The following is a 26,093-nucleotide window of genomic DNA, read 5'->3' on the forward strand; positions in this document are numbered from 1 at the left end:
GTCAGGCGGGCTGCCGGCCCACGGACAGCTGAGCGGTGCGCGGTCCCACCCCCAGGGTCAGCGCCTGCTCGAGGTCGGCGGGGGTGTCCACGTCGCGGCGCAGGCGGGGCAGGTCCGGTTCGAACCGGACGGCGCCGAGCGCCTCGTGCGCTGCGGCCGAGCCCGGACCGAACGCCGTCCGCAGGCCCCGCGGCCCTGGCGCCGCCAGGAGCACCGTGCCGGTCCCCTCGGCGTCCGGGACGACGACGGCCGGCGCACCGGCGGCGAGCAGCCCTGCGGCACCGTCCAGGGCGGTGGACAGGTCCCCGGGACGCAGCGCGGGCACGTCGGCGAGCAGGACGGCGAGCGGTGCGTCCGGCAGGACGGCCAGACCGTCCTGCACCGCGGCGTCCAGACCCGCCCCCGGGACGGACTCGTCGACCACGCGTGCCCCGGCTGCGGTGACCGCGGCCGCCGCCCGGGCGTCGCCGGTCACGACGACGACGTCGTCCACGGCAGGACACCCCAGGACCGCTGCCAGAGTGTCCAGGGCGACCGCCTCCGCCAGCTGCCGCCGTGCCGCGGCGTCCCCGGCGAGCCGCGACTTCGCCGTCCGGCCGCCCTTGACCGGCAGCACGACGCGCCAGCGGCTCGACGGGGTGCGCACGCCGGAGATCGTCGCACGCGTGCCAGGATGGGCGCCCGGCCCGGCCAGCCGCCGGGCGCCGGCCGACCGCCGGCAGCAGCGATCCCAGGAGGACCCGGGTGCCCAGGCGCGCAGCAGGTGGCGGGTACCTGGTCGCCGTCGCGATCGTCCGGCCGCTGCTGACGGCCCTCACCCGCCGGGACTGGCGGGGTGCGCAGCACCTGCCGGCCGACGGCGGCTTCGTCGTCGTGTCGAACCACCTCTCGCACGTCGATCCGTTCACCCTCGCGCACTTCCTGTGGGACAACGGCCACCCGGTGCGCTTCCTGACCAAGGAGTCGGTGTTCCGCATCCCGGTGGTCGGCTCCATCCTCCGCAGCGCCCGCCAGATCCCCGTCTACCGGGAGAGCGCGGACGCCGCCCGGGCGCTGTCGGCCGCCGTGGACGCCGTCCGGGCCGGGGAGTGCGTGGGGATCTACCCCGACGCGACGCTGACCCGTGACCCGGACCTGTGGCCGATGGTCGGCAAGACCGGGGCCGCCCGGGTCGCCCTGACCACCGGCTGCCCGGTGGTCCCGGTCGCCCAGTGGGGACCCCAGGAGATCCTGCCCCCGTACGGGCGCCGGCCGCGGCTGTGGCCCCGTCGCACGGTCCACGTCTGGGCCGGTCCGCCGGTCGACCTCAGCCAGTGGCAGGGGCGCCCCCTGGACCAGAGGACGCTGCGGGAGGCGACGGACGCGATCACCGCGGCGATCGTCGGGCTGCTCGAGGAGATGCGCGGCGAGCAGGCCCCGCCCCGCCGCTGGGACCCCCGCCAGCACCCGGCGCCGCGCACCGGCAACCCGAGGAGGCGCCGGCGATGACGACCCGCGCGGCGGTCCTGGGCACCGGCAGCTGGGGGACGACGTTCGCGATGGTCCTCGCCGACGCCGGCTGCCAGGTCCGGATGTGGGGACGGCGTCCCGAGGTCTGCCAGGACATCACCCGGCGCCACCGCAACGGTGACTACCTGCCCGGCGTCGAGCTGCCCGCGACGATCAGCGCCGGCACCGACCCCGCGCAGGCCCTCGCGGACGCCGACATCGTCGTCCTCGCCGTACCGTCGCAGTCCCTGCGGGAGCACCTCGGCGCGTGGAAGGACCTCATCGCCGAGGACGCGCTCGTCGTCAGCCTCATGAAGGGCGTCGAGCTCGGCACCCACCTGAGGATGAGCGAGGTCGTCCACGAGGTCGCCGCCGTCCCCGCCGAGCGCGTCGTCGTCGTCTCCGGGCCCAACCTGGCCGCTGAGATCGCCGCCCACCAGCCGACCGCGACGGTCGTCGCCTGCACCGACCACGCCGCGGCCGACCGGGTGGCACAGGCGTGCTCGGCGCCGTACTTCCGCCCCTACACCCAGACCGACGTCGTCGGGGTGGAGCTGGGCGGGGCGGTGAAGAACGTCATCGCGCTGGCCGTCGGGATCGCCGAGGGGCTCGGGTACGGGGACAACACCAAGGCGTCGATCATCACCCGCGGACTGGCCGAGACCGCCCGGCTCGGTGCCGCGCTCGGCGCCGACCCGGCCACGTTCGCCGGCCTGGCCGGCCTGGGGGACCTCGTCGCGACGTGTGCGTCACCGCTGTCCCGCAACCGGACGGTCGGGGTGAACCTCGGTCGCGGGCGGTCCGTCGAGGAGGTCCTGGCCGGCACCCGGCAGACCGCCGAGGGTGTGAACTCCTGCCGGTCCGTCCTCGACCTGGCCCGCTCCGCCGGTGTCGAGGTGCCGATCGTCGAGCTCGTCGTCCGGGTGCTCCACTCCGGGATGCCGGTGCACGACATGGCCGGGGCCCTGCTGTCCCGGGCCCGCAAGCACGAGCTGGACTGAGGCCCTCAGCCGGCGGCGTCGTCGAGAGCCGCTCGCAGGTCTGCCCACAGGTCCTCGACGTCCTCGACACCGACGGACAGGCGGACCAGGGACTCCGGGACGACGGGTGGCTCGGCGGCGTGCCGACGGCGGCGCTCCAGCGTCGACTCCACACCGCCCAGACTCGTAGCGGGCACCCAGAGCGCGACGCCCGCGACGACCCGGTCGGCGGCCTGCGCGCCGCCACGGACCTCGACCGAGACCATCGTGCCCCAGCCGGGGTACCGGACCCGCTCCACGGCCCGGTGGCCGCGCAGGCGCTGCGCCAGCTCTCGGGCGCTGGCCTCGGCGCGGTCCACCCTCAGGTGGACCGTACGCAGCCCGCGCAGCGCCAGCCACACCTCCCAGGGCCCGGGGACGGCGCCGTGCACGGTCCGGTGCCGGCGCAGGGCGGCGGCCAGGTCGGGGTCGGCCGTCACCGCGGCGCCGAGCAGGACGTCGGAGTGACCGGCGAGCAGCTTCGTCGCAGAGTGCACGACGACGTCTGCGCCGAGGGCGAGGGGCAGCTGCCGCAGCGGGGTGGCGAAGGTGCTGTCGACGACCGCGGTCGCCCCGTGTCGCCTCGCCGCGGCACAGCAGGCTGCCACGTCAGCGACCTCGAGCATCGGGTTCGTCGGTGACTCCAGCCACAGCAGGGCCGCGCCGTCCAGGGCCGCGGTGACCGCCTCGGCGTCCGTGACGTCGACCCGGCGCACGGTGATGCGGTCGGCGGCGGCGAGCTCGTCGAGCAGCGCCAAAGTGGTGTTGTACGCGGCAGTGGGCACGACGACCACCGGCGCCGCGCCCGGTCCTGCCTCCCTGGCCGCTCCGGCCGGCGCGGCGTCGCCGGTGGCACGGCGGCGCGCCAGCGCGACCTCCACCACCGCGGACACCGCGGCCATCCCGGAGGCGAACGTCACCGCGGTGCCGCCCTCGAGGGTGCCGAGCGCCGACTCGAAGTCCTCCCAGGTCGGGTTGGCGTACCGGCCGTAGCCCCGCGCAGCCGGGTCCTCGGAGGCGACGAACGTCGAGGACAGCACCGGCGGGGAGGTCAGGGGGGCGTCCGGCCGCCGCGGTGGGCGACCGGCGACGACGGCCCGGGTGGCCGGGCTCCAGCGGGGATCCACCTGCCGGAGCGTAGTGCCGCGGACCGATAGGGTCCGGCTCCGATGAGCGCCTCCGTCACCCCCGGCCCTGCCGGTCGCCGTGCCCGGGTCGCCGTGGTCTTCGGTGGCCGCTCCTCCGAGCACGCGATCAGCTGTGTCACGGCTGCCGGCGTCCTGCGCGCGATCGACCGGACCCGGTGGGACGTCGTCCCGATCGGGGTCACCCGGACCGGCCGGTGGGTGCTCGCCGCCGACGACCCCGCCCGCTGGGAGATCACCGGCGGGCGGCTGCCCGAGGTGCCTGCGGAGGGCGGGGACGTCGTCGTCCCGCTGTCCACCGGACAGCGCGAGCTCGTCGTCCTGGAACCCGGCGAGGTGCCGCGCGCACTGGGCGCCGTCGACGTCGTCCTGCCCCTGCTGCACGGCCCGTACGGGGAGGACGGCACGGTGCAGGGCCTGCTCGAGCTCGGCGACGTCCGGTACGTGGGGTCCGGTGTGCTGTCGTCGGCGCTGAGCATGGACAAGCACTACATGAAGCTCGTGCTCGCCGGGTCGGGGCTACCGGTCGGAGCGCACACGGTGCTGCTGCCGGGGCAGTGGGACACCGACCGGGCGGCCTGCCGGGCGCGCGTCGACGCGCTCGGCTACCCCGTCTTCGTCAAGCCGGCCCGCGCCGGCTCCTCGATCGGCATCACCCGGGTGGCCGGCCCGGAGGGACTGGACGCCGCGGTCGCCACGGCCGCCGAGCACGACCCCAAGGTCGTCGTCGAGGCAGGCCTGCAGGCCCGCGAGATCGAGTGCGGCGTCCTGGAGGACCCGGACGGCGGACCGCCGGCGGCGTCCCTGCCCGGAGAGATCGTCGTCACCAGTGAGCGGCACGAGTTCTACGACTTCGACGCCAAGTACCTGGCCGAGGACGGCGCCGTCCGGCTGGACTGCCCGGCCGACCTGCCCCCGGGCACCTCGGACGCCGTCCGCGAGCTCGCCGTCCGGGCGTTCACCGCGATGGGGTGCGAGGGTCTGGCCCGGGTGGACCTGTTCCTCACCGCGGACGGCCGACTCGTCGTCAACGAGATCAACACCATGCCCGGGTTCACGCCGGTGTCGATGTTCCCGCGGATGTGGCAGGCCACCGGACTGGACTACCGCGGACTCGTGGACCGCCTGCTCACCCTGGCCCTGCGACGTCCCACCGGTCTGCGCTAGAACGGTCTGCGCTAGAACGCCGCCCGGCCGGGCTCACGGCCGGCTCACGGGCGGGTCACAGGCACTCGCGCACCTGGGGGAGCTGCTCGACGAGCGGTCCCAGCTCGACGAGCACGGCCTCGGAGCCGGAGGTGTCCTCCGGCGGGAACGACACCTCCACGGCGGGCACGCGGCCGTAGGTCGTGAACACCGGGCGCTCACCGGAGTCGTCGAGCACCCAGTCCACGCCGTCCACGCGCACGCACGCGTCGGTCGTGGGCCCGGGGGTGGGTACGCCGCAGCGCAGCAGCACCGGTGGGTCGCCCCAGGCCGCGGTCGACTGCGCGGTGGTGTCCCGGCGGGGGCGGTCGGCGAGCTCGTCCAGGCTTCCGGAGCGCAGTGACACCATGACCTCGGCGCACAGCGGGTCGGCGGCCTCGGGAGCCGCCTCCACCGGGACCGCCGAGGCACAGCCCGTCAGCGTCACGAGCGTCGCGAGCGCCCCCGCGGCGAGGGTCAGGCGTGGACGACGGTGCACGTGACGGTGCGGGTGATGCCCTTGACGCCCTGGATCTTCGACATCACGAGCGGCCCGAGCTCGTCCACCGTCGCGGCCTCCACCCGCGCGATGACGTCGTACGGGCCGGTCACGTCCTCGGCCAGCACCACGCCGGGCAGTCCCGCGATCTCCGCGGCCACCTCGGCGGCCTTGCCCACCTCGGTCTGGACCAGAACGTAGGCCTGAACCACCACGGCGTCCTCCTCGGTCGTGCTCGTCTCGTCACCGGGTCCGGTGCGGTCGCACGCTACCGTGTCCGCTGCGCTGACCGGCAGGACGGAGGCCCACGTGCAGGACGGCCCGCGCCTGGACGACCTCGGCGAGGCGGGCGTGCTCAGCCGGATCGTGGCGCTGCTGCCCGCCGGGGAGAGCACCCTGCTCGGACCGGGCGACGACGCGGCGGTCGTCGCTGCGCCCGACGGCCGGGTCGTCGTCAGCACCGACGTGCTGGTCGAGGGGGAGGACTTCCGCCGGGACTGGTCCACCGGCGCCGACGTCGGGTGGAAGGCCGCGGCGCAGAACCTCGCCGACGTCGCGGCGATGGGAGCCGTGCCGACGGCCCTCGTCGTCGGACTCGCCGCTCCGGGCCGCCTGCCGGTCGCCTGGGCCGAGGACCTCGCCCGGGGGCTCGCCGCCGCGTGCGGCCCGCACGGCGTCGGCGTCGTCGGCGGGGACCTGTCCGCGGCGGCGCAGGTGGTCGTCTCGGTGACCGTGCTCGGAGACCTGGAGGGTCGCTCGCCCGTCCGCCGGGACGGCGCCCGGCCGGGGGACGTCGTCGCCGTGGCCGGGACCCTGGGCCGGTCCGCCGCCGGTCTCGCCCTGCTCCGCTCCGGGCGCCCGGGGGACGGCGCTGACCTCGTGGCCACGCACCTGCGACCGCGGCCTCCGCTGGCCGCCGGTCCGGCGGCCGCGCTGGCCGGGGCCACCGCGATGATCGACGTCTCCGACGGTCTCCTGCTGGACCTGTCCCGGGTCGCCGCGGCGTCCGGGGTCGGGGTGGACCTGGACCGCAGCGACCTGGCCGTCCACGTCGACCCCCTGGTGGGACCGCTGGCCCGGCTCGCGGACGACGGTGCGGACGGCGGGACCCAGCGGGGGAGGTCCGAGGCGTTGCGGGCGGTGCTCACCGGGGGCGAGGACCACGCGCTGGCCGCCTGCTTCCCGTCGGGGACGGCGCTGCCACCGGGTTTCGACGTCGTCGGCCGGGTCGTTGCGGCGTCCCCGCCCGGGTCGGTGCTCCTCGACGGCGCGCCGCCCCCCGACGGTGCTGCCGGCTGGGACCACTTCACCCCGCGGTGATCAGCCGAACACCCCCTCGGTGATCATGCAATCCCGCCACCCTGCACAACCCCCTCGTGATCATGCAATCCCGCCACCCCGCACAACCCCGTCGTGATCATGCAATCCCGCCACCCACCGGCTCGCAGAATGCTGGGTTGGTGGCGCGACACGCCGGTCGAGCCGTGCTGAGCGCAGCATTCTGTGGTGGAGGCGCGCGACGCGGCATGGGCTGACACGGCAACCAGGACCAGCCTTCGCCCCTCGAGGTGGCCGCCAGCGGCCATGGGGCGTTCATGCAGGCCCTTCGGCCGCGGGGCGACACGTCGAGTGGCGCACCTCGCGGCGATGAAGGTAGGCCCCAGCTGCCCACCGCCCGACGACCGGGGGTCGGCTACACGATGCTGGATTCGTCCCCGCTGTGCCGGCGTGTCGGGCCTACAACCCAGCACTCTGCCGGCGGCGGGAGGGGCTGGGGTGGCGGGACTGCATGATCACGACGGGGGCGTGCGGGGTGGCGGGATTGCATGATCACGACGGGGTCGTGCGGGGTGGCGGGATTGCATGATCACGACGGGGGTGGCGGGTGGGCGAGGCCCGGTCAGGGTGACGAGGGGGAGCGGGTCAGCGGGTGACCTTGCCGGCCTTGAGGCACGAGGTGCACACGTTGAGCCGCTTCGGGGTGGACCCGACCATCGCGCGGACCCGCTGGATGTTCGGGTTCCAGCGCCGCTTCGTGCGACGGTGCGAGTGCGAGATGTTGTGACCGAAGCCCGGCCCCTTGCCGCAGACGTCGCAGTTGGCAGCCACGGGTTCTCTCCTGACAGGTCTTGGTGCCACCGGCGGTGGTGGCGTCGTGCACGGATGTGTGTCCGCCCGGCGGACGCGCGGACGTACCCGGGTGGCCGGGCAACCCCGCAAGGGTAGCCGAGCGTCGTCCGCTGTCCCAAACCCGCTGGCCCGAACCGACCAGGTCGCGGCGGCCGACCTGCTCGTTATCCTGCCCCGGACTGCAGGAGGGAGACCCGCGTGACGGCACCGCTGGCGGTACTCGACGCCGCTGCCGCCCGGCGGTGGGCCTCCGCCGCCGCCGGCGCACTCGAGGCGATGCGGGCGCAGATCGACACCCTCAACGTCTACCCCGTCCCGGACGGCGACACCGGCACCAACCTGCACCTCACCGTCGTCCAGGGTCTCGCCGAGGTGCAGGCCCTGCCGGACGGCGCCTCGCTCGGCGAGGTCAGCGCGGCGTACGCCCGAGGATGCCTGCTCGGGGCGCGCGGCAACTCGGGGATCATCGTCGCCCAGCTCCTGCACGGCTGGGCGGAGGAGCTCGCCGGCCATGACGAGGCAGGCCCGGACGTCGTCCGCCGGGCTCTGCGCCGGGCGGACGCCGAGGCGTGGGTCGCCGTGGCGGACCCGGTGGAGGGCACGATCCTGTCGGTGACGAGGGCGGCCGCGGACGCCGCCGCCGGCAGCGCCGGGACCCTGGACGAGCTCGTGACCGAGGTCGTCGACGCCGCGCGGGCGGCGCTCGCCCGGACTCCTGAGCAGCTGCCGGTCCTCGCCGCCGCCGGTGTGGTCGACGCCGGCGGTGCCGGGCTGCTCGTCCTGCTCGAGGCCCTGCAGGACGTCGTCGCGGGCCGCCCTGGACGCCCTGGCGAGCTACCGGCCGCGGTCGTGCCGGCGGGCTCGGCGGCCTCGCAGGCGGCCCAGGGGTGTGCCCGCGCCCGGGACGACGACGATGACGATGACGACGACTCCTTCGGCTCCGAGGTCATGTACCTCCTGGAGGCCGACGACGCGGCCATCCCGGCTCTGCGCGAACGGCTGCGCTCCCTCGGCGACTCCCTCGTCGTCGTCGGTGGCCACGGCCTGTGGAACGTGCACGTGCACACCGACGACCCGGGGGCCGCGGTCGAGGTCGGTATCGACGCCGGGCGTCCCCGGCAGGTCCGGATCACCCACCTCGCCGAGCAGGTGCGCCGGACCGCCGGCGTGGCGGCGCGTTCCCCGGCCCGGCCCAGGGCGCTCACGGTGGTGGCCTTCGCCGCCGGTCCGGGCCTGGCGGGTGCCTTCGAGCAGGCCGGGGCCCTCGCCGTCCGGCCCGCCGCCGGGCACCGAGTGTCCACCGCGGAGGTCCTCGAGGCCGTCCGCGCGGCCGGCGCCCGCACGGTCGTCGTCCTGCCCAACGACCCGGACACCCTCGCCGTGGCGCAGGCGGCCGCCGAGCAGGCCCGGGCGCAGGGGGTGCAGGCGGTCGTCCTGCCGACCCGCACCCAGGTGCAGGGCCTGGCCGCGGTCGCCGTGCACGACCCGGGTCGCGATCCCGAGGAGGACGTCCTGGCGATGTCGGCCGCCGCCGCCGGGACCCGGCACGGTGCCGTGACCGTGGCCGCCCGGGAGGCGATCACCTCGGCAGGCCGGTGCCGGCCCGGGGACGTGCTCGGCGTTGTGGACGGCGACTTCGCGCTGATCGGCGAGGACCTGGTGGCCGTCGCCGTCGACGTCCTGCGCCGGCTGCTGTCCGGGGGTGGCGAGCTCGTCACCCTGGTCACCGGTGACGGTGCGCCGGACGACCTCGTGCCCGCCGTCCGGGGCGCCATCTGCGCGGACCGCCCGGACGTCGAGGTGCAGGTCGTCGACGGCGGCCAGCAGCGCTACCCGCTGCTCGTCGGCGTCGAGTGAACCGGCGCCGGCAGGCCGCGGGTGCGCCGCTCCGTCGTGGGTGCCGGGTGACAGGCTGAGCGCATGTCGCGGATGGAGGAGTCCCTCACCCGGGTGCTCGGGCCGCGGACCGCGAAGGCGATGGAGTCGGCGCTCGGGCTGCGCACCGTCGGTGACCTGCTGCGGCACTACCCGCGTCGGTACGCCCACCGCGGCGAGCTCACCGACCTGGGGTCGCTGGTGGAGGGGGAGCACGTCACCGTGGTCGCCGAGGTCGTCTCCGTCACCACCCGTCGGATGCGCAACCGACCGGGCTGGCTCGGCGAGGCCGTCGTCACCGACGGCCGAGGCCGCGTCCGGCTCACGTTCTTCTACCGGCACGAGTACATGGCCGACCTGCTCACCGCGAAGCTGCGGCCTGGGACGACCGCCCTGTTCTCCGGCAAGGTCGAGTCCTACCGGGATCAGCTGCAGCTGACCCACCCGGACTTCGAGCCGCTGCCCGGCGCGCTCGCCGAGGACGAGGCGCAGGCCCTCGCCGGGCAGCCGCTGCCGATCTACCCGGCCTCGGCACGCCTGCAGACCTGGAGCATCGAGCGCTCCGTGCACGTCGTGCTCGACACCCTGGAGCCGCACGACGTCCCGGACCCGCTGCCGGTGGCGCTGCGCGAGCGGGACCAGCTGCCGTCCCTGCTCGACGCGTTCCACCTGGTCCACCGGCCCACCGACCTCGATCAGGTCGAACGAGGGGAGCGCCGGCTGCGCTACGAGGAGGCGTTCCTGCTGCAGACGGCCCTGGCCCGGCGCCGGGCCGCCGCCGCCGTCCTGCCCGCCTCGGCGTACCCGCCGCGCGACGACGGGCTGCTCGCGGCCTTCGACGCCCGGCTGCCCTTCACCCTGACCGCCGGCCAGCGCCGGGTGGGCGACACGATCGCTGCCGAGCTCTCCCGCCCGCACCCGATGCACCGGCTGCTGCAGGGCGAGGTCGGCTCCGGCAAGACCCTCGTCGCACTACGCGCCATGCTGCAGGTCGTCGACGGCGGCGCGCAGGCCGCCCTGCTCGCCCCGACCGAGGTGCTCGCCGTGCAGCACCAGCGGTCGATCACCGCGATGCTCGGCGACCTGGCCGCCGGCGGGATGCTCGGCGGTCACGACCGCGCCACCCGGGTCGCCCTGCTCACCGGCGCCATGCCGGCCGCTGCTCGGCGGGCCGCCCTGCTCGACATCGCCGGCGGCGCCGCCGGGATCGTCGTCGGCACCCACGCGCTCCTGCAGGAGCACGTCGAGTTCGCCGACCTCGGGCTCGTCGTCGTCGACGAGCAGCACCGGTTCGGGGTGGAGCAGCGGGACGCCCTGCGCGCCAAGGCCGGCGCGCCGCCGCACGTGCTCGTGATGACCGCGACGCCGATCCCCCGCACGGTGGCGATGACCGTCTTCGGCGACCTGGAGCTCTCGACGCTGACCGAGCTGCCGGCGGGCCGGCAGCCGATTCGCACGCACGTCGTCCAGGACGCCAACGAGCGGTGGGTGCGGCGGGTCTGGCAGCGGGTGCGCGAAGAGGTGGACGCCGGTCACCAGGCGTACGTGGTCTGCCCCCGGATCGGGGGCGAGGACGCCCCGGACGACGCACCGCCCCCAGAGGAGGACGACGCCGGCCCGGGTACCGGTGCCCCGGCCCGTCGCCCCGGGGTCGCCGCCCTCGACGTCGTCACCGCCCTGCGCGCCCACCCGGACCTGGCCGGGCTGCGGATCGAGGTGCTGCACGGCCGGCTCGGCGCGGAGGAGAAGGACGCCGTCATGGCGGCGTTCGCTGCCGGCGACGTCGACGTGCTCGTCGCGACCACGGTCGTCGAGGTAGGCGTCGACGTCCCGAACGCCACGACCATGGTCGTGCTGGACGCCGACCGGTTCGGCGTCTCCCAGCTGCACCAGCTGCGTGGCCGGGTGGGTCGGGGCAGCGCCCCCGGCCTGTGCCTGCTCGTCACCGGCCCTGCGCCGGCCGCGACCCTCGCACGCGTCGACGCCGTGGCCGGCACCACCGACGGCTTCCGGCTCAGCGAGATCGACCTCGAGCAGCGCCGTGAGGGTGACGTGCTCGGGGCCGCGCAGTCCGGTGGCCGCTCGTCCCTGCGGAAGCTCCGGCTGCGCCGCGACGAGGGGGTCATCGCCCAGGCCCGCCGGGACGCCGCCGAGATCGTCGCCGCCGACCCCGAGCTCACCGGCTACCCCGAGCTCGCGGCCGCCCTGGCGACCGTCCTCGGCGAGGACCGGCAGGCGTTCCTGGAGCGTGGATGACCCGGATCGTCGCCGGACGCGCCCGGGGACGGCGGCTCGCCGTGCCCCGCGGCGCTGCGACCCGCCCGACCGCCGACCGGGTCCGGGAGGCCCTGTTCTCGCGACTGCAGCACGAGGACGTCCTCGAAGGCGCACGGGTGCTGGACCTGTACGCCGGCTCCGGTGCCCTCGGCCTGGAGGCCGCCAGCCGCGGGGCCGCCCACGTCGTCCTCGTCGACTCCGCGGCGGCGGCGTCGGCGGCCTGCCGCCGCAACGTGGCGGCGCTGGGCCTGGAGGGCGTGTCGGTGCGGGCCCAGGCGGTCTCCACGTTCCTGGCCGGCGACGTCGACGCGCCTTACGACCTCGTCCTGCTCGACCCCCCCTACGACCTGCCCGAGACCACGTTGGCGACCGTGCTCGACGCGCTCGTCACGGGTGAGTGGCTGGCGGCCGGCGCCGTCGTCGTCGTCGAGCGCAGCGCCCGCAGTCCCGAGCCGCCGTGGCCTGCCGGGCTGGCCCGCTACGCCGAGCGCCGCTACGGCGAGACCCGGTTGTGGTTCGCCGAGCCGGCCGCCGCGGCGCGGTAGCGTGACGGCCGTGACCCGCTGCGTGTGCCCCGGCTCCTACGACCCGGTCACCGCCGGTCATGTCGACATCGTCCGGCGTGCCGCTCGGCTCTTCGACGAGGTCGTCGTCGCCGTGCTCGCCAACCCTGCCAAGCAGGGGATGTTCGCGGTGCCCGAGCGGGTCGAGATGCTCACCGAGGCGCTCGAGGGGGTCGACGGCGTCCGGGTCGAGGCCGTCGAGGGGGGCCTGCTCGTGGACTACTGCCGACGGGTCGGAGCCGCGGCGGTCGTCAAGGGGCTGCGGGGCGGCACCGACTTCGCCTACGAGCTGCCGATGGCGCTGATGAACCGGCACCTCACCGGCCTGGAGACGGTGTTCCTGCCGGGGGACCCCCGGTTCGAGCACGTCTCCTCCAGCCTCGTCAAGGAGGTCGCCGGGCACGGGGGTGACGTCAGCGAGCTGGTCCCCCCTGGAGTGTGGGCCCGGCTCGTCGCCCGACGCGGCTGACCGCGTTTTGGGGCCGTCCCGCACGCTGGGATACTCTTGCCCGTCGGCCTCGTCGCTGTGCGCGTCGGGGCCGGGGTCATGTGCGCCCCCGCCGGGGCGACCGGAGCCGACACCTGTGAGGAGACCGTGGCCGCCCTCGACCCGAGATCGCCGTTCGTGCTCGACACCGTCGAGCTCGGTCGCCGTCCGGGGTCGATGCGCACGGTCCGTCGCACGGTGCCGGCGCCGGCGGACCTCGGGACCGACGTGATCGGCGTCCCCCAGGGCAGCGACCTCGAGCTGGACCTGCGGCTCGAGGCCGTCATGGAGGGTGTCCTGGTGTCCGGCACGGCACGCGGACGCGCCGCCGGCGAGTGCGTACGCTGCCTGGACGACGTCGGCCTGGACGTCGAGGTCGACGTCCAGGAGCTCTTCGCCTACCCGGGCAAGGCACCGGACGGTGACGAGGACGACGAGGTGCGCGAGCTCGAGGGCGACCTCCTCGACATCGAGCCCACCCTCCGGGACGCGGTGGTGCCTGCGCTGCCGTTCCAGCCGGTGTGCTCCCCGGACTGCCCGGGGCTGTGCCCGCAGTGCGGTGCCCGGTACGCCGACGAGCCGGGGCACGAGCACGACGTCGTCGACCCCCGGTGGGCGGCGCTGCAGGGCCTGGCCGGTGAGCAGCCGGCCCGGACGAACGACGAGAGAGAGAAGTGACGTGGCCGTCCCGAAGCGGAAGATGTCCCGCAGCAACACGCGTTCCCGCCGCTCCCAGTGGAAGGCGAGCGCTGCGACGCTGACCACGTGCCCGCGGTGCCGGGAGCCGAAGCTGCCGCACGCCGCGTGCCCGGCCTGCGGCGCCTACAAGACCCGCAGCTACGTCGAGGCGCTGCGTCCGGAGCACGGGCGCGGCTGACCGCGTCGCGGTGGGAGAGCGGCAGCACACCGGCGCCGCCGGGGCCCAGGCCTCGGCCGGGCCGGGCAGCAGCCCGCTGGACGACCTGCAGGCCCGGCTGGGGCTGCGGATCGACCGCGGGCTGCTCGAGCGTGCCCTGACGCACCGGTCCTACGCCTACGAGAACGGCGGTCTGCCGACGAACGAGCGGCTGGAGTTCCTCGGTGACGCGGTGCTCGGGCTCGTCGTCACTGACGCGCTGTACCGGCGGCACCCCGAGCTGCCCGAGGGCCAGCTGGCGAAGCTGCGCGCGGCCGTGGTGAACATGCGGGCGCTCGCGGACGTCGCCCGCGGGCTGGACCTCGGGGCGCACGTCCTGCTGGGGCGCGGGGAGGAGACCACCGGGGGACGGGACAAGTCCTCGATCCTCGCCGACACCCTCGAGGCCGTCCTCGGCGCGGCCTACCTCGACCACGGGATCGAGGTCACCCGGGACCTGGTCCACCGGCTCGTCGACCCGCTGCTCGCCTCGTCGATGACCCTTGGCGCCGGCCTGGACTGGAAGACCAGCCTGCAGGAGCTGACGGCCGGGCTCGCCCTCGGCGTCCCGGAGTACGGGCTGCAGGAGGAGGGCCCGGACCACGCCAAGGTCTTCCACGCCGTCGTCGTCGTCGGCGGCACGACCTGGGGTCAGGGGACCGGGCGCAGCAAGAAGGAGGCCGAGCAGGAGGCCGCCGCGGCTGCCTGGCGCGCACTGCGCGCCGAGGCCGGTCCGGCCCGGGACTAGAGACCGTGCCCGAGCTGCCCGAGGTCGAGGTGGTGCGGCGCGGCCTCGTGCGCTGGGTGGTCGGCTCCCGGCTCGGCGCCGTCGAGGTCCTGCACCCCCGGCCGGTGCGCCGCCACCTGGCCGGTCCCGCGGATCTGGCGGCCCGGCTGCAGGGGGCCGTCGCCGTCGACGCGGTGCGCCGGGGCAAGTACCTGTGGCTCCAGCTCGACTCCGACGAGGCCCTGCTCGTGCACCTCGGGATGAGCGGCCAGCTGCTGGTGCAGCCCCTGGACGCCCCCGCCGAGCGGCACCTGCGGGTGCGGGTGGGCCTGGACGGCGAGCGCGAGCTGCGGTTCGTCGACCAGCGGATGTTCGGCGGGCTGGCCGTCGTCCCCCTCGAGCCCACCGCGGACGGTCTGCCGGCCGGCACCGGCGGCGCCGGGACGCCGTCCGCCGCTGCCCTGCCGCACCAGGTCGCGCACATCGCCCGGGACCCGCTGGACCCGTACCTGGACGTCGAGGCCTGGCAGCGTCGGCTGCGCCGCCGGCGCACCGGGGTCAAGCGGGCCCTGCTCGACCAGACCCTGCTGTCGGGGATCGGCAACATCTACGCCGACGAGGCGCTGTGGCGCGCGCGGCTGCACTACGCCCGGCCCACGGACACCCTGACCCGCGCCGCCGCCGTGGGGTTGCTCGGGCACGTCCGGGCGGTGCTGGGGGAGGCCCTGCAGCAGGGCGGGACGAGCTTCGACGCCCTCTACGTCGACGTCAACGGGCGCAGTGGCTGGTTCGACCGGTCGCTGGCGGTCTACGGCCAGGCGGGCCGACCCTGCCCGAGGTGTGCAGCGCTCGTGCGCCGCGAGCCGTTCATGAACCGTTCGTCGTTCACCTGCCCGGCGTGCCAGCGCCCGCCCCGGCGGGCACGCTGGTGACCGGAGCGGGTTCGTCACCGCTGTGCCGGGACTGCATGATCACGAAGGGAGGGTCGAGTGGGCGCACCGCAGGACGTCGCGCGGCTCACCGCCGTGGTGCGCGGGCACGTCCAGGGGGTCGGGTTCCGCAGCTGGGTCCGCTCGCAGGCGCTCGCGCTCGGTCTGGTCGGCCACGCGCGTAACACCGACGACGGTCGCGTCGAGGTGGTCGCCGAGGGGGCCCCGGCGGCTCTGGCCGAGCTGCTCGCGCGGCTCGAGGGGCCGGTGCCCGGGCGGCCCGGTCGGGTGACGGGGGTCAGCGCCCGGTGGGCCGAGGCCACCGGGCGGCCGGCCGGCTTCGTCGAGCGGTGACCGCTTCCGGTTGACCGCGCATACCCCCCTGGGTATTGTTCGGACAACCGTCCCACCGACCCGGAGGAGATCGCCATGTGCAGCCCCGTCGTCTGCCGTCAGTGCAACAAGATCACCTGGTCCGGTTGCGGCATGCACGTCGACCAGGTGATGGCCGGCGTCCCGCAGGACCGCCGCTGCACCTGCTGAGCCTCGCTCAGCGCAGCTGCCCGGCCTCCCAGTCCACCGCCGCGCGGTAGTCCGGCCGGCCGAGCAGCACCTCGTGCGGGCCCCGGGCCACGACCCGGCCCCCGCCGAGCAGCAGCACCTCGTCGACGGCCGCCAGGCCGGCGAGCCGGTGGCTCACCACGAGTAGACCGCGCCCGCCGGCCCGGCAGGCCGCCGCGAGGTCCGCGACGAGTGCGTCGGCGGACGCCGGGTCCAGGTGCTCGGCCGGTTCGTCGACGAGCAGCGTCGTCGCGCCGGTCAGCAGCGCCCGGGCCACGAGCAGCCGCCGGCGCTGGCCGCCGGACAGGTCCGTCCCCCCGCTGGCCAGCACCGTCTCCAGCCCCTGGGGCAGGGAGGCCAGCCACGGGCCGAGCCCCACCGTCTCCACGGCCCGCACGAGGACGGCGTCCGGGACTGCCCCGGCGGCCAGCCGGAGGTTCTCGGCCACCGTCGTGCCGAAGACGTGCGCCTCCTCACTGGTGAGGTGGACCGTCCCGGCGTGCACCGTGCCGGCCCGCGGCGGCAGCAGCCCGGCCAGCGTGAGCAGCAGGGTGCTCTTGCCCTCCCCGCTCGGCCCGGCGACCGCGACGACGCGACCCGGGGGGACGTCCAGGTCGATCCCCCGCAGCAGGACCGGTCCGTCCGGCCACCCGACGGCCAGCCCACGGGCGACCAGGCCCCCTCCCGCGGCGTGCGAGCGCGGCGAGGGAACCCGGGCGGGGACCGGGGCCCCGGTCTCCTGCCCGGCCAGCAGGTCCGCCAGGCGGGCCGCCGCGTCCCGGCCGCGGACCAGCTCGGTCGCGGCCGCCGGCAGCTGGGCCACCGCCTCGGCGGCCGCCAGCGGCAGCAGGACGACGACCGGCAGCCACACCTCGCCGAGCGTGCCGGCACGGACCGCCGCAGAGCCCAGGACGAGCGCGCCCAGGACGGCCGCCCCGGTGGCGAGCACCTGGACCGCCGAGGCGAGGGCCGCCGGGCGCGCGGCGCGGTCGAGCCGCTGCGCCAGGTCAGCCTCGAGCTCCGCCAGCCGACGCCGCCGGGCGGGGACCGCACCGGCCACCTCGAGCTCGGCGAGCCCGTCGAGCAGTGCCGCGGTCTCGGCGGTGACCGCCTCGCGGGCCTGCTGGGCTCCGCGCAGGGCCTCGGTGGCCGAGCGGGCCGCCAGCTGCGGGGCCACGACGCCGGCCACGAGCAGGGCAGCCAGCAGCACGACGCCGGCGGCCGGCAGCACGAGGGTGGTGGCGAGCACCGCGCCCAGGCCGACGACGAGCGCCACCGCGAACGGCAGGATGCCGCGGACGACGACGTCCCCGACGGCGTCCACGTCGTCGCCGAACCGCGTCAGCAGCTCCCCGCGGCGCAGGGCCGCGACCCGCTGCGGCGGGGCCGTGGCGAGCGACCGGTACACCCGCTCGCGCAGCACGACGAGCCCGCGCAGGGCGAGGTCGTGGGCGGCGACCCGCTCGAGGTAGCGGAACACCCCGCGGCCGATGCCCAGCGCCCGGACGCTGACCACTGCCAGGGTCAGGTCGAGCACCGGCGGCTGCTGCGAGGCCCGGGCGATCAACCACGCCGAGACGCCGGTGAGGGCCACGGCGCTGCCGAGGGCGAGGGCTCCGGCGAGGACGGCGACCGCGGCGCGCCGGGGCTCCACCTCCAGCGCGGCGAGCACCTCGTGCAGCGGTCGCCGCGGGCGCGGGCTCACACCGGCACCCGCTCAGCGGCGGCGGCCCGGACGGTCACGACGTCGTCGGCGGCTGCGACCAGGGCGGGACGGTGGGCGACGACGAGGACCGCGCACCCGGCGTCGCGCAGCCTCGCGATGACGTCCAGGGGCAGCCGTTCGCTGCCGGCGTCGAGGTGGGCGGTGGGCTCGTCGAGCACGACGACGTGTGCGCCGCGGGCCACCCGCAGCAGCGCGCGGGCCAGGGCGACCCGCTGCCGCTGCCCCGCGGACAGGCCCGACCCGCCGGCCCCCAGCGCGGTCTGCCACCCACCCGGCAGGGTGTCGACCACTTCGTCGAGCCCGGCCTGCGCCGCCGCGGCGCGCACCTCGTCGTCCGTGGCGTCAGGGGCGACGAGCCGGACGTTGCCGGCCAGGGTGTCGGGGACGAGGACGGGTCGCTGGGGGACCCAGGCGAGGCGGGACCGCCAGGCGTCCGGGTCCACCTCGGCCAGGTCCACCGGCGGTCCGCCGTCCGGCGGCACGACGAGCACCCTCCCGGCGTCCGGCCGGCGCAGGCCCAGGAGCACCTCGACCGCGGTCGACTTGCCGGCCCCGCTGTCGCCGACGAGGGCGGTGACCCTCCCGGGGACCAGCTCGAGGTCCAGGTCCGCGGGTGCGGTGACCGCCCGGCCGGGGTGCTCGACGCCCACTGCCTCGAACCGGATGCCACCGACCGCGGGAGCGGGCACCGTGCCGGCCCGGCGCACCGGGCCGGCCAGGACGTCGAGGGCCTCCCCGGCCGCGGCGATCCCGTCGGCGCTGGCGTGGAAGTGCTGCCCGACCATCCGCAGCGGCAGGTACACCTCGGGAGCGAGCACGAGGACGACGAGACCGGTCCGCAGGTCGAGGTCACCGGAGACCAGGCGCAGCCCGATGCCGACCGCGACGAGCGCGACCGCCAGGGTGGTGAACAGCTCGAGCACGAGGCTGGACAGGAACGCCTGGCGCAGCACCGCGCTGGTCGAGCGGCGGTAGGCCTCCCCGACCGCACGAACCCGGGCGGCCTGGTCGAGCTCGCGGCCGAGGGCCCGCAGCGTCGGCAGGCCGGCGACGAGGTCGAGCAGCTGCTCGCCGAGCCGCTCCATCCGCGCCATCCGCACCCGGGCCCGGCTGCGCGTCGTCCAGCCGACGAGGGCCATGAACAGCGGCACCAGCGGGAGGGTCACCGCCATGAGCACCGCGGACAGCAGGTCCTGGGTGAGGACGACGGCCAGCAGGGCCGGGGTCACCAGGGCGGTCGCGAGCAGCTGTGGCAGGTAGCGCACGAGGTAGCCGTCGAGGGCGTCCAGGCCGCGGGTCGCCAGGGTGGTCAGTGCGGCGGTCCTGCCGTGCAGCGCCGCCGGGCCGGCCGCCGCGAGGTGGTCGACGAGGGCGCCGCGCAGCTCGGCGACGACGTCCACGGCCGCCCGGTGGGCGAACCGCTCCTGGGCGCCGGCGAGCAGGGCCCGCGCGCCGACGACGAGGACCAGCCAGGCCACCGCCGTCCCGACCGAGGCGGCCGTGGCCGACCCGGTGACGACCCCGGCCAGCGCGTCGCCCAGCAGGAACGCCTGGACCACGACGAGCGCGGCGTTGCCGACCTGGAGCGCGGCGGCGAGCGCCACCCAGCCGCGGGCCGCCCGGGCCCGGACCAGCAGCCGCGGGTCGAGCGGTGCGCTCACCGGGCCGCGGGCCGGTCGGGCTTCAGGCCGGTGTACTCGGGGATCCGGTCGAGCGTGATCCGGCGGCGGAACACCCAGTACGTCCAACCCTGGTAGAGGAGGACGAAGGGCAGCATCGCGACCGCGATCCAGGTCATCACCATGAGGGTGTACGGGCTGGAGGACGCGTTCTCGATGGTCAGCGAGTAGGCCGGGTCCGTGGTCGAGGGCATCACCGCCGGGAACAGCGAGCCGAACAGCAGGACCACCGCGGACGCGATCGTGACGGTGGTGAGCGCGAACGCCCGGCCCTCACGGCGCACCCGGGTCGCCCGCACCACGCCGAGGAGGGCAGCGGCTGCGACCACGACGGCGACCCAGGTCCAGGTCTTGCCCAAGGCCAGCTGGGTCCACAGGGCGAACACGCCCGCGACGACGCCCACCGGTACGGCGAGCCGCTCGGCCAGCCGGCCGGCGTCCTCGCGCACCGGGCCGTCGGTCTTGAGCGCCACGAAGACGGCGCCGTGCAGCGCGAACAGTCCCAGCGTGGTGAGCCCGCCGAGCAGTGCGTACGGGTTGAGCAGCGTGAGCACGGTGCCGGTGAACTGCTTGTCCGCGTCGATCGGGACGCCGTGGACGATGTTGGCCAGCGCCACGCCCCACAGCAGCGCCGGTACGTAGGAGCCGACGATGATGGCCCAGTCCGCGCGCCGGCGCCAGCGGTCGTCGTTCACCTTGCCCCGCCACTCGAACGCGACCCCCCGGACGATCAGCGCGGCGAGGATGAGCAGCAGCGGCAGGTAGAAGCCGCTGAACAGGGTGGCGTACCACTCCGGGAAGGCGGCGAAGGTGGCGCCACCGGCGACGATCACCCACACCTCGTTTCCGTCCCACACCGGTCCGATGGTGTTGATCATGACGCGGCGGCGGCGGTCCTCGCGGCCCAGCACGGGCAGCAGCATGCCGACGCCGAAGTCGAAGCCCTCGAGCACGAGGTAGCCGAGCCAGAGCACGGCGATGAGCACGAACCAGACGACGGTGAGGTCCACGGCGGTCTCCGGAGGTCAGTAGGCGAAGTGCAGGGGCTCGGACTCGTCGCCCTCGTCGAGGTGCTCCGGGGGCGGGTCCTCAACCGGGGCGCCGTGGGCGGCGTACCGCCGCATGAGCCCGAACCAGACCACGGCGAGGGCTCCGTAGATGACCGTGAAGGCGATCAGCGACACCCAGACCACCCAGGCGTCGTGCCCGGACACGCCGTCCCGGGTGAGCATCCACACGCCGTCGATCCCGGTCGGGTTCGGGGCAACCACCCACGGCTGGCGGCCCATCTCGGTGAAGATCCAGCCGACGGTGTTCGCCAGGAACGGCGCCGGGATCGCCCACAGCGCCCAGCGCCCGAGACGCTCGTCGTCGGGTACCCGGCCTCGGCGGGTGAGCCACAGGCCCGCCAGGGCCAGCAGGGCTGACACCACCCCGAACCCGATCATGAGCCGGAAGCTCCAGTACGTCACCGGCAGGATCGGCACGTAGGACCCGTTGTCGCCGTACCGCTCGGTGTACTCCTCCTGGAGGTCGCGCACTCCCTTGAGGGTGGCGTCAGGGTCCCCGGTCGCCATGAACGAGGTCAGTCCGGGCACGGTGAGCTGACGCACGTCGCAGCGGTTCTGCAGGTCGCCGACGGCGATGATGCTGAACCCGGCCCCGGTCTCGGTGTCGCACAGCGCCTCGGCGGCGGCCATCTTCATCGGCTGCTGCTCGAACATGAGCTTGGCCTGCCAGTCGCCGGTCACCGTGACGGCGACACCGGAGACCAGGATGGTCCACAGCCCGAGGATGGCGGCGGGCCGGTAGACGCGCGCCTCGGCGAGGTCCCCGCGGCGTGCCGAGCGCACCATCCACCAGGTCGCGATCGCCGCCATGAAGGTGGCCCCGGTGAGCACCGAGCCGGCGACCACGTGCGGGAAAGCGGCGAGCGTGGTGACGTTGGTCATCAGCTCCCAGATGCTCGTCAGCTCGGCCCGGCCCGTCTCCGGGTTGAACCGGACGCCCACCGGGTGCTGCATGAAGGAGTTCGCGGCGAGGATGAAGTAGGCGCTCGCCCAGGTGGCCACGGCCACAGCCCAGATGGTGGCGAGGTGGATCGCGCGCGGCAGCCGGTCCCAGCCGAAGATCCACAGCCCGAGGAACGTCGACTCGACGAAGAAGGCGGCGAGGCCCTCGATCGCGAGCGGGGCGCCGAACACGTCGCCGACGAACCGCGAGTACTCGCTCCAGTTCATCCCGAACTGGAACTCCTGGACGATCCCGGTGACGACGCCGATGGCGAAGTTGATCAGCAGCAGCTTGCCGAAGAACTGGGTGAGCCGGTAGTACCGGGCCTGGCCGGTGCGGTACCACATCGTCTGCAGGATCGCCACCAGCGGCGCCAGGCCGATCGTCAGCGGCACGAACATGAAGTGGTAGACGGTCGTCACGCCGAACTGCAGGCGGGCCACGTCGAGGGCGTCCAACGGTCTCCTCCAGGATCGGGTCGGGACCGGGCCGCCGCCAGGTCCGGACAAACGCTAGGCCGCGTCGCGACCGGGGGACCAGGGTCCAAGGTCCCGGTTTCGTCCCCTCCCGGCGCTAGGGTGACCGCCGTCCGCAGGTCGACCAGAACTGAGCCGAGACGTGCACCTCAAGACCCTCACCCTCAAGGGCTTCAAGTCCTTCGCCTCGGCGACCACGCTGCGCCTCGAGCCCGGCATCACCTGCGTGGTGGGCCCCAACGGCTCGGGCAAGTCCAACGTCGTCGACGCCCTGGCGTGGGTGATGGGCGAGCAGGGCGCCAAGAGCCTGCGCGGCGGCAAGATGGAGGACGTCATCTTCGCCGGCACCGCGGGACGCCCACCGCTGGGCCGCGCCGAGGTGAGCCTCACCATCGACAACACCGACGGCGCGCTGCCGATCGACTACACCGAGGTGACGATCACCCGGACGATGTTCCGGTCCGGCGGCTCGGAGTACGCGATCAACGGCGCCCCCGCCCGGCTGCTCGACGTCCAGGAGCTGCTGTCCGACTCCGGTATCGGCCGGGAGATGCACGTCGTCGTCGGGCAGAACCAGCTCGACGCGGTGCTGCGGGCCACCCCCGAGGAGCGCCGCGGCTTCATCGAGGAGGCGGCCGGCGTCCTCAAGCACCGCAAGCGCAAGGAGAAGGCCCTGCGCAAGCTCGACGCGATGCAGGCCAACCTCACCCGGCTCACCGACCTCACCGCGGAGATCCGCCGACAGCTCGGCCCCCTGGGCCGCCAGGCCGAGGTGGCCCGTCGGGCCCGGACCGTGCAGGCCGACGTCCGCGACGCCCGCGCCCGGCTGCTCGCCGACGAGCTCGTCCAGCTCACCGCGACCCTCGAGGCGGAGGTCGCCGACGAGACCGCGCTACGCCGGCGCCAGCAGGAGGTGGAGTCGCGGCTGGAGGAGGCCAGGGCCCGTCTGGGCACGCTGGAGCGGCTGGCGCAGGAGGCCTCGCCGCGGCTCGCCGCGGCGGCCGACACCTACTACGCGCTCCAGTCGCTGCGGGAACGACTGCGCGGCACCGCGACCCTCGCCGCCGAGCGGCTGCGTCTGCTCGGCAGCGCGGCCACCGAGGAGCGCGGAGGCGGCCGGGACCCCGGTGACCTGGAGGCGCAGGCCGCCGAGGTGCGCGCGCAGGAGGCGGCCCTGGCGCAGGAGGTGGCCCGGCTCGGCGCCACCCTGCAGGACGCCGTCACCGCCCGCACCGACGCCGAGCAGGCGCTCACCGAGGAGGACCGCCGGGTCGCCGCCCGGCTGCGGGCCGCCGCCGACCGGCGTGAGGGCCTGGCCCGGCTCGCCGGGCAGGTCGCGGCCCGGCGCAGCCGGGTGGAGGCCGCGGAGGGCGAGATCGGGCGGCTGCGCGACGCCCTCGCCGAGGCCGAGCGCCGGGGCGCGGCCGCGCAGTCCGACTTCACCGCGGTGGAGTCGCAGGTCGCCGGGGTCGAGGAGGGCGAGGAGGACCTGGACGCCGAGCACGAGGCGGCGGTCGCCGCGCTGGCGGACGTCGAGGCCGAGCTCGACCGGCTGCGGGAGGCAGAGCGGGACGCCGAGCGTGACCGGGCCACGTGGACGGCGCGCCGTGAGGCGCTCGAGATGGGCCTGGAGCGCAAGGACGGCGCGGGAGCGCTGCTGGCCGCCGGCGAGCAGCTGCCCGGCCTGCTCGGTCCGCTGGCCGGCCTGCTCGCCGTCGAGGCCGGGTACGAGGACGCCGTCGCCGCCGCCCTCGGGGACGTGGCCGACGCCGTCGCCGTCGACGGGCTCGGCTCCGCCGTGGACGCCCTGCGGCTGCTGCGCGACCAGGACGCCGGCCGTGCGGGGCTGCTCGTCGGCCCGACCGGGGCCGGCGAGCCGGTCGAGGCGCCCTCCCTCGACGGGCTGCCCGAGGGCACGGTCGCGCTGGTGGACGTGGTCGCCGGCCGCGCCCCGGTGGCCGACGTCGTGCGCAGCCTGCTGGCCCGGCACGTCCTCGTCCCCGGGCTGGCCGAGGCCCGGCGGGTCGTCTCCGCCCGGCCCGACCTCGTCGCCGTCACCGCCGCCGGCGACGTGCTGTCCGTCACCACGGCCCGGGGCGGCTCGGCCGCCGCACCCAGCCGGCTGCAGGTGCAGGCGGCGGTGGACGAGGCGACCGAACGGCTGCAGGACGCCGTCCGGCGCGCCGAACGGTCCCGCTTCGGCGTCCAGGAGGCCACCGCCCGCCGGGACGCCGCCCGGGAACGGGTCGAGGCGGCCCTCGAGCGGCTGCACGAGTCCGACGCCCGGCTCGCGGCGGTCGCCGAGCGGCTCGGCCAGCTCGGGTCCGTGGTGCGGGCCGCCCGGGCGGAGGCGGAGCGGCTCACCAGCAGCCTGGCCCGGGCCACCGAGCAGCTCGAGGCCGACCGGCGGGACCTGCACGACCTCACCGAGCGGCTGCGGGCCGCGCAGGAGGAGCCGGCGGAGGCCGAGCCCGACACCGGGGAGCGGGACCGGCTCGCCGCGGCGGCCGCGGCGGCCCGCACCGCGGAGACCGAGGCGCGTCTGGCGCTGCGGACCGGTGAGGAGCGGCTGCGGGCCCTGTCCGGGCGGGCCGAGTCCCTGGAGCGCGCGGCCCGGACCGAGCGCGAGGCGGCGGAGCGCGCCGCCCGCCGGGCCGAGCAGCGCCGCCGCCAGGCCGAGGTGGCGCGCGCCGTGGAGGTCGGGGCCGCCGCGGCGCTCCGGGTGCTCGAGCGGACCCTGGCGGCCGCCGCCGACGACCGGGACGCCGCCGAGGCCGAGCGGGCCCGGCGCGCCGCCGAGACCGCGCAGGTGCGCGAGCAGCTCGACACGCTGGCCGCCGAGCTGCGGGAGCTGACCGACTCCGTGCACGCCGACGAGGTCGCCCGCGCCCAGCAGCGGCTCCGGGTCGAGCAGCTCCAGCAGCGGGCCACCGAGGAGCTCGGACTCGACCCGGAGGTGCTCGTCGAGGAGTTCGGCCCGCACCGGCCGGTGCCCCCGTCGCCGCCGGCTCCCGGGGACCCGGAGCCGGACGAGCCGCCCGCCGCCGTCCCGTTCGTGCGCGCCGAGCAGGAGAAGCGGCTGCGCCGGGCCGAGCGTGCCCTGGCCCAGCTCGGCCGGGTCAACCCGCTGGCGCTCGAGGAGTTCGCGGCGCTGGAGGAGCGGCACAAGTTCCTCACCGAGCAGCTGGAGGACCTCAAGCGGTCCCGCAAGGACCTGCTGGACATCGTCCGCCAGGTCGACGAGCGGGTCGAGCAGGTGTTCGCCGAGGCGTTCGACGACACCGCCCGCCACTTCGAGGAGGTCTTCCCGCGGCTGTTCCCCGGCGGCGAGGGCCGGCTCGTGCTCACCGACCCCGACGACCTGCTGACGACCGGCATCGAGGTCGAGGCGCGGCCGGCGGGCAAGAAGGTCAAGCGGCTCAGCCTGCTGTCCGGCGGCGAGCGCTCGCTGACCGCCGTCGCCCTGCTGGTGGCCATCTTCAAGGCCCGGCCCAGCCCGTTCTACGTGCTCGACGAGGTCGAGGCGGCTCTGGACGACACGAACCTCGGCCGGCTCATCACCCTGCTCGAGGAGCTCCGCGCCTCCAGCCAGCTGATCATCATCACCCACCAGAAACGGACCATGGAGATCGCCGACGCCCTCTACGGCGTCAGCATGCGCGGCGACGGGGTGACGACCGTGGTGAGCCAGCGGCTGCGCGAGCTCGCGGACGCCTGAGCCGCCCCGGCCGCGGGCCGGACCCGTGTGGCCGGGCGGTCGCGGGTGAGGCACCGTAGTGCCGTGACCGTCGTCGCCATCGGGATGCTCGTGAGCCTCGGCACCGCCGTGGTCGTGCTCGCGCTGGTGGCCGTGCCGCGGGTGCGGGAGGGGGAGCGGATCCTCACCCCGGACGGCGAGGCGGCGGTGCGTGAGGCACGTGCCCGTGCCCGCGCTTTCGCCGTCGAGGCCCGGGAGCAGGCCCGGAGCCGTCGCGCCGGGTCCCGCGACCGCGGCGGCGCCCTGCGTGGTGCCGCGACCGGCGTCCGGGCCCGTGCCGGCTCGGTACGGGACACCACCGTCTCCGCGGGGCGCCAGGCCGCGACGGTCGGCGCGGCGGCCATCACCCGGGCCCGGGCGGCGACCCGCGCCGGGTCCACCGCGGTGGTCACCCGCTCGGCGACCGCCGTCGCCGACCCGCCACCGGTACCGGCCGCCGAGGACGACGTCATCGACCTGCGTGACCGGGCACCCGGCCCCGACCGGGAGCCTCCCGCCCTCGCGCGGGCCCGGCTGGCCCGCCGCCTGGAGTGGGGCGAGCCGGAGCCGGGGCCCCGGCACCGTCGCTGACCCGCGCCGGCAGCCCCTGAAGCGCCTGGAAGGCTCTCTGCAGGGCCGTCTGGAAGACCGTCTGGAAGGCCGTCTGGAAGGCCGTCTGGAAG

Annotated in this window: 24 protein-coding genes; 15 read left to right on the top strand and 9 right to left on the bottom strand. The window is 75.9% G+C overall.

Annotation, left to right across the window (positions count from 1 at the left end):
* Position 1: 1 nt before the first annotated feature.
* Positions 2-646 carry a 2-phospho-L-lactate guanylyltransferase gene (gene cofC / locus HJG43_04220; GenBank protein ID UER53890.1) on the bottom strand — a complete coding sequence of 215 codons (645 nt, stop codon included), beginning with the start codon at positions 644-646 and terminating at the stop codon, positions 2-4.
* 98 nt (positions 647-744) lie between these two features.
* Here cofC and HJG43_04225 point away from each other — a divergent pair, with 98 nt between their 5' ends.
* Positions 745-1,488: a 1-acyl-sn-glycerol-3-phosphate acyltransferase gene (locus HJG43_04225; protein UER53891.1), complete on the top strand. Its 744-nt coding sequence runs from the start codon at positions 745-747 to the stop codon at positions 1,486-1,488.
* A complete protein-coding gene (locus HJG43_04230; protein UER53892.1) occupies positions 1,485-2,489 on the top strand; it encodes an NAD(P)-dependent glycerol-3-phosphate dehydrogenase in 1,005 nt (334 codons plus the stop codon). The genes HJG43_04225 and HJG43_04230 overlap by 4 nt, the downstream gene beginning before the upstream one ends.
* A 5-nt stretch (positions 2,490-2,494) precedes the next feature.
* On the opposite strand, the gene HJG43_04235 is transcribed toward HJG43_04230, so the two are convergent.
* Positions 2,495-3,634: a cystathionine gamma-synthase gene (locus tag HJG43_04235; protein UER53893.1), complete on the bottom strand. Its 1,140-nt coding sequence runs from the start codon at positions 3,632-3,634 to the stop codon at positions 2,495-2,497.
* Positions 3,635-3,676: 42 nt separating this feature from the next.
* Between HJG43_04235 and HJG43_04240 the strand changes: the two genes are divergently transcribed.
* Positions 3,677-4,819 (top strand): D-alanine--D-alanine ligase, encoded by a 1,143-nt coding sequence (locus HJG43_04240; GenBank protein UER53894.1) that lies wholly within the window; start codon positions 3,677-3,679, stop codon positions 4,817-4,819.
* Between the two features lie 55 nt (positions 4,820-4,874).
* On the opposite strand, the gene HJG43_04245 is transcribed toward HJG43_04240, so the two are convergent.
* Positions 4,875-5,336, bottom strand: a complete 462-nt coding sequence (locus HJG43_04245; GenBank protein ID UER53895.1) for a DUF3515 family protein — start codon at positions 5,334-5,336, stop codon at positions 4,875-4,877.
* Positions 5,315-5,548, bottom strand: a complete 234-nt coding sequence (locus HJG43_04250) for an Lrp/AsnC ligand binding domain-containing protein (GenBank protein ID UER55695.1) — start codon at positions 5,546-5,548, stop codon at positions 5,315-5,317. The genes HJG43_04245 and HJG43_04250 overlap by 22 nt, the downstream gene beginning before the upstream one ends.
* 97 nt (positions 5,549-5,645) lie before the next feature.
* Between HJG43_04250 and HJG43_04255 the strand changes: the two genes are divergently transcribed.
* The gene (locus HJG43_04255) at positions 5,646-6,656 is read left to right on the top strand and encodes a thiamine-phosphate kinase (GenBank protein ID UER53896.1); all 1,011 of its coding nucleotides are present in this window, start codon (positions 5,646-5,648) and stop codon (positions 6,654-6,656) included.
* Between the two features lie 603 nt (positions 6,657-7,259).
* On the opposite strand, the gene HJG43_04260 is transcribed toward HJG43_04255, so the two are convergent.
* A complete protein-coding gene (locus HJG43_04260) occupies positions 7,260-7,445 on the bottom strand; it encodes a 50S ribosomal protein L28 (protein ID UER53897.1) in 186 nt (61 codons plus the stop codon).
* 219 nt (positions 7,446-7,664) lie between these two features.
* On the opposite strand from HJG43_04260, the gene HJG43_04265 reads away from it, so the two are divergent.
* From HJG43_04265 to HJG43_04305, 9 genes are all read left to right on the top strand, one after another.
* On the top strand, positions 7,665-9,323 hold the full coding sequence (locus HJG43_04265; protein UER53898.1) for a DAK2 domain-containing protein: 1,659 nt from the start codon (positions 7,665-7,667) through the stop codon (positions 9,321-9,323).
* A 63-nt stretch (positions 9,324-9,386) separates the two neighbouring features.
* Positions 9,387-11,597 (top strand): ATP-dependent DNA helicase RecG, encoded by a 2,211-nt coding sequence (gene recG / locus HJG43_04270; GenBank protein ID UER53899.1) that lies wholly within the window; start codon positions 9,387-9,389, stop codon positions 11,595-11,597.
* Positions 11,594-12,163 (top strand): 16S rRNA (guanine(966)-N(2))-methyltransferase RsmD, encoded by a 570-nt coding sequence (gene rsmD / locus HJG43_04275; GenBank protein UER53900.1) that lies wholly within the window; start codon positions 11,594-11,596, stop codon positions 12,161-12,163. Before recG ends, rsmD begins: the two co-directional genes overlap by 4 nt.
* A gap of 22 nt (positions 12,164-12,185) precedes the next feature.
* The gene (coaD, locus tag HJG43_04280) at positions 12,186-12,650 is read left to right on the top strand and encodes a pantetheine-phosphate adenylyltransferase (GenBank protein ID UER55696.1); all 465 of its coding nucleotides are present in this window, start codon (positions 12,186-12,188) and stop codon (positions 12,648-12,650) included.
* A gap of 78 nt (positions 12,651-12,728) precedes the next feature.
* Complete coding sequence (locus tag HJG43_04285; protein UER55697.1) at positions 12,729-13,346, top strand: DUF177 domain-containing protein; 618 nt, start codon at positions 12,729-12,731, stop codon at positions 13,344-13,346.
* Between the two features lies 1 nt (position 13,347).
* Positions 13,348-13,545: a 50S ribosomal protein L32 gene (rpmF, locus tag HJG43_04290; protein ID UER53901.1), complete on the top strand. Its 198-nt coding sequence runs from the start codon at positions 13,348-13,350 to the stop codon at positions 13,543-13,545.
* Positions 13,546-13,555: 10 nt separating this feature from the next.
* Positions 13,556-14,311, top strand: coding sequence for a ribonuclease III (locus tag HJG43_04295; GenBank protein ID UER53902.1), 756 nt, complete (start codon positions 13,556-13,558; stop codon positions 14,309-14,311).
* A 5-nt stretch (positions 14,312-14,316) separates the two neighbouring features.
* Positions 14,317-15,222, top strand: coding sequence for a bifunctional DNA-formamidopyrimidine glycosylase/DNA-(apurinic or apyrimidinic site) lyase (gene mutM, locus HJG43_04300; GenBank protein UER53903.1), 906 nt, complete (start codon positions 14,317-14,319; stop codon positions 15,220-15,222).
* 57 nt (positions 15,223-15,279) lie between these two features.
* A complete protein-coding gene (locus tag HJG43_04305; GenBank protein UER53904.1) occupies positions 15,280-15,573 on the top strand; it encodes an acylphosphatase in 294 nt (97 codons plus the stop codon).
* Between the two features lie 196 nt (positions 15,574-15,769).
* On the opposite strand, the gene cydC is transcribed toward HJG43_04305, so the two are convergent.
* Genes cydC through HJG43_04325 form a run of 4 tightly spaced genes read right to left on the bottom strand, consistent with a single transcriptional unit; the run spans position 15,770 to position 21,656 of the window.
* Entirely contained in the window at positions 15,770-17,485 is a 1,716-nt protein-coding gene (cydC, locus tag HJG43_04310) for a thiol reductant ABC exporter subunit CydC (GenBank protein UER53905.1), read from the bottom strand.
* Positions 17,482-19,167 (bottom strand): thiol reductant ABC exporter subunit CydD, encoded by a 1,686-nt coding sequence (cydD, locus tag HJG43_04315; GenBank protein ID UER53906.1) that lies wholly within the window; start codon positions 19,165-19,167, stop codon positions 17,482-17,484. Before cydD ends, cydC begins: the two co-directional genes overlap by 4 nt.
* Positions 19,164-20,195 carry a cytochrome d ubiquinol oxidase subunit II gene (cydB, locus tag HJG43_04320; GenBank protein UER53907.1) on the bottom strand — a complete coding sequence of 344 codons (1,032 nt, stop codon included), beginning with the start codon at positions 20,193-20,195 and terminating at the stop codon, positions 19,164-19,166. Before cydB ends, cydD begins: the two co-directional genes overlap by 4 nt.
* 15 nt (positions 20,196-20,210) lie before the next feature.
* Complete coding sequence (locus HJG43_04325; GenBank protein UER53908.1) at positions 20,211-21,656, bottom strand: cytochrome ubiquinol oxidase subunit I; 1,446 nt, start codon at positions 21,654-21,656, stop codon at positions 20,211-20,213.
* A 160-nt stretch (positions 21,657-21,816) separates the two neighbouring features.
* Between HJG43_04325 and smc the strand changes: the two genes are divergently transcribed.
* Both smc and HJG43_04335 read left to right on the top strand, forming a co-directional pair.
* Entirely contained in the window at positions 21,817-25,392 is a 3,576-nt protein-coding gene (gene smc, locus HJG43_04330) for a chromosome segregation protein SMC (GenBank protein ID UER53909.1), read from the top strand.
* Positions 25,393-25,455: 63 nt separating this feature from the next.
* Positions 25,456-26,001: a hypothetical protein gene (locus tag HJG43_04335; GenBank protein ID UER53910.1), complete on the top strand. Its 546-nt coding sequence runs from the start codon at positions 25,456-25,458 to the stop codon at positions 25,999-26,001.
* The last annotated feature ends 92 nt before the right edge of the window (positions 26,002-26,093 follow it).

This window comes from Kineosporiaceae bacterium SCSIO 59966 (genome assembly GCA_020881835.1).
GTDB lineage: Bacteria > Actinomycetota > Actinomycetes > Actinomycetales > SCSIO-59966 > SCSIO-59966.

Coding starts and splice junctions, on each gene's coding strand:
- HJG43_04240 (UER53894.1), top strand. CDS start 3,677: ATGAGCGCCTCCGTCACCCCCGGCCCTGCCGGTCGCCGTGCCCGGGTC.
- rsmD (UER53900.1), top strand. CDS start 11,594: ATGACCCGGATCGTCGCCGGACGCGCCCGGGGACGGCGGCTCGCCGTG.
- HJG43_04285 (UER55697.1), top strand. CDS start 12,729: ATGTGCGCCCCCGCCGGGGCGACCGGAGCCGACACCTGTGAGGAGACC.
- HJG43_04230 (UER53892.1), top strand. CDS start 1,485: ATGACGACCCGCGCGGCGGTCCTGGGCACCGGCAGCTGGGGGACGACG.
- recG (UER53899.1), top strand. CDS start 9,387: ATGTCGCGGATGGAGGAGTCCCTCACCCGGGTGCTCGGGCCGCGGACC.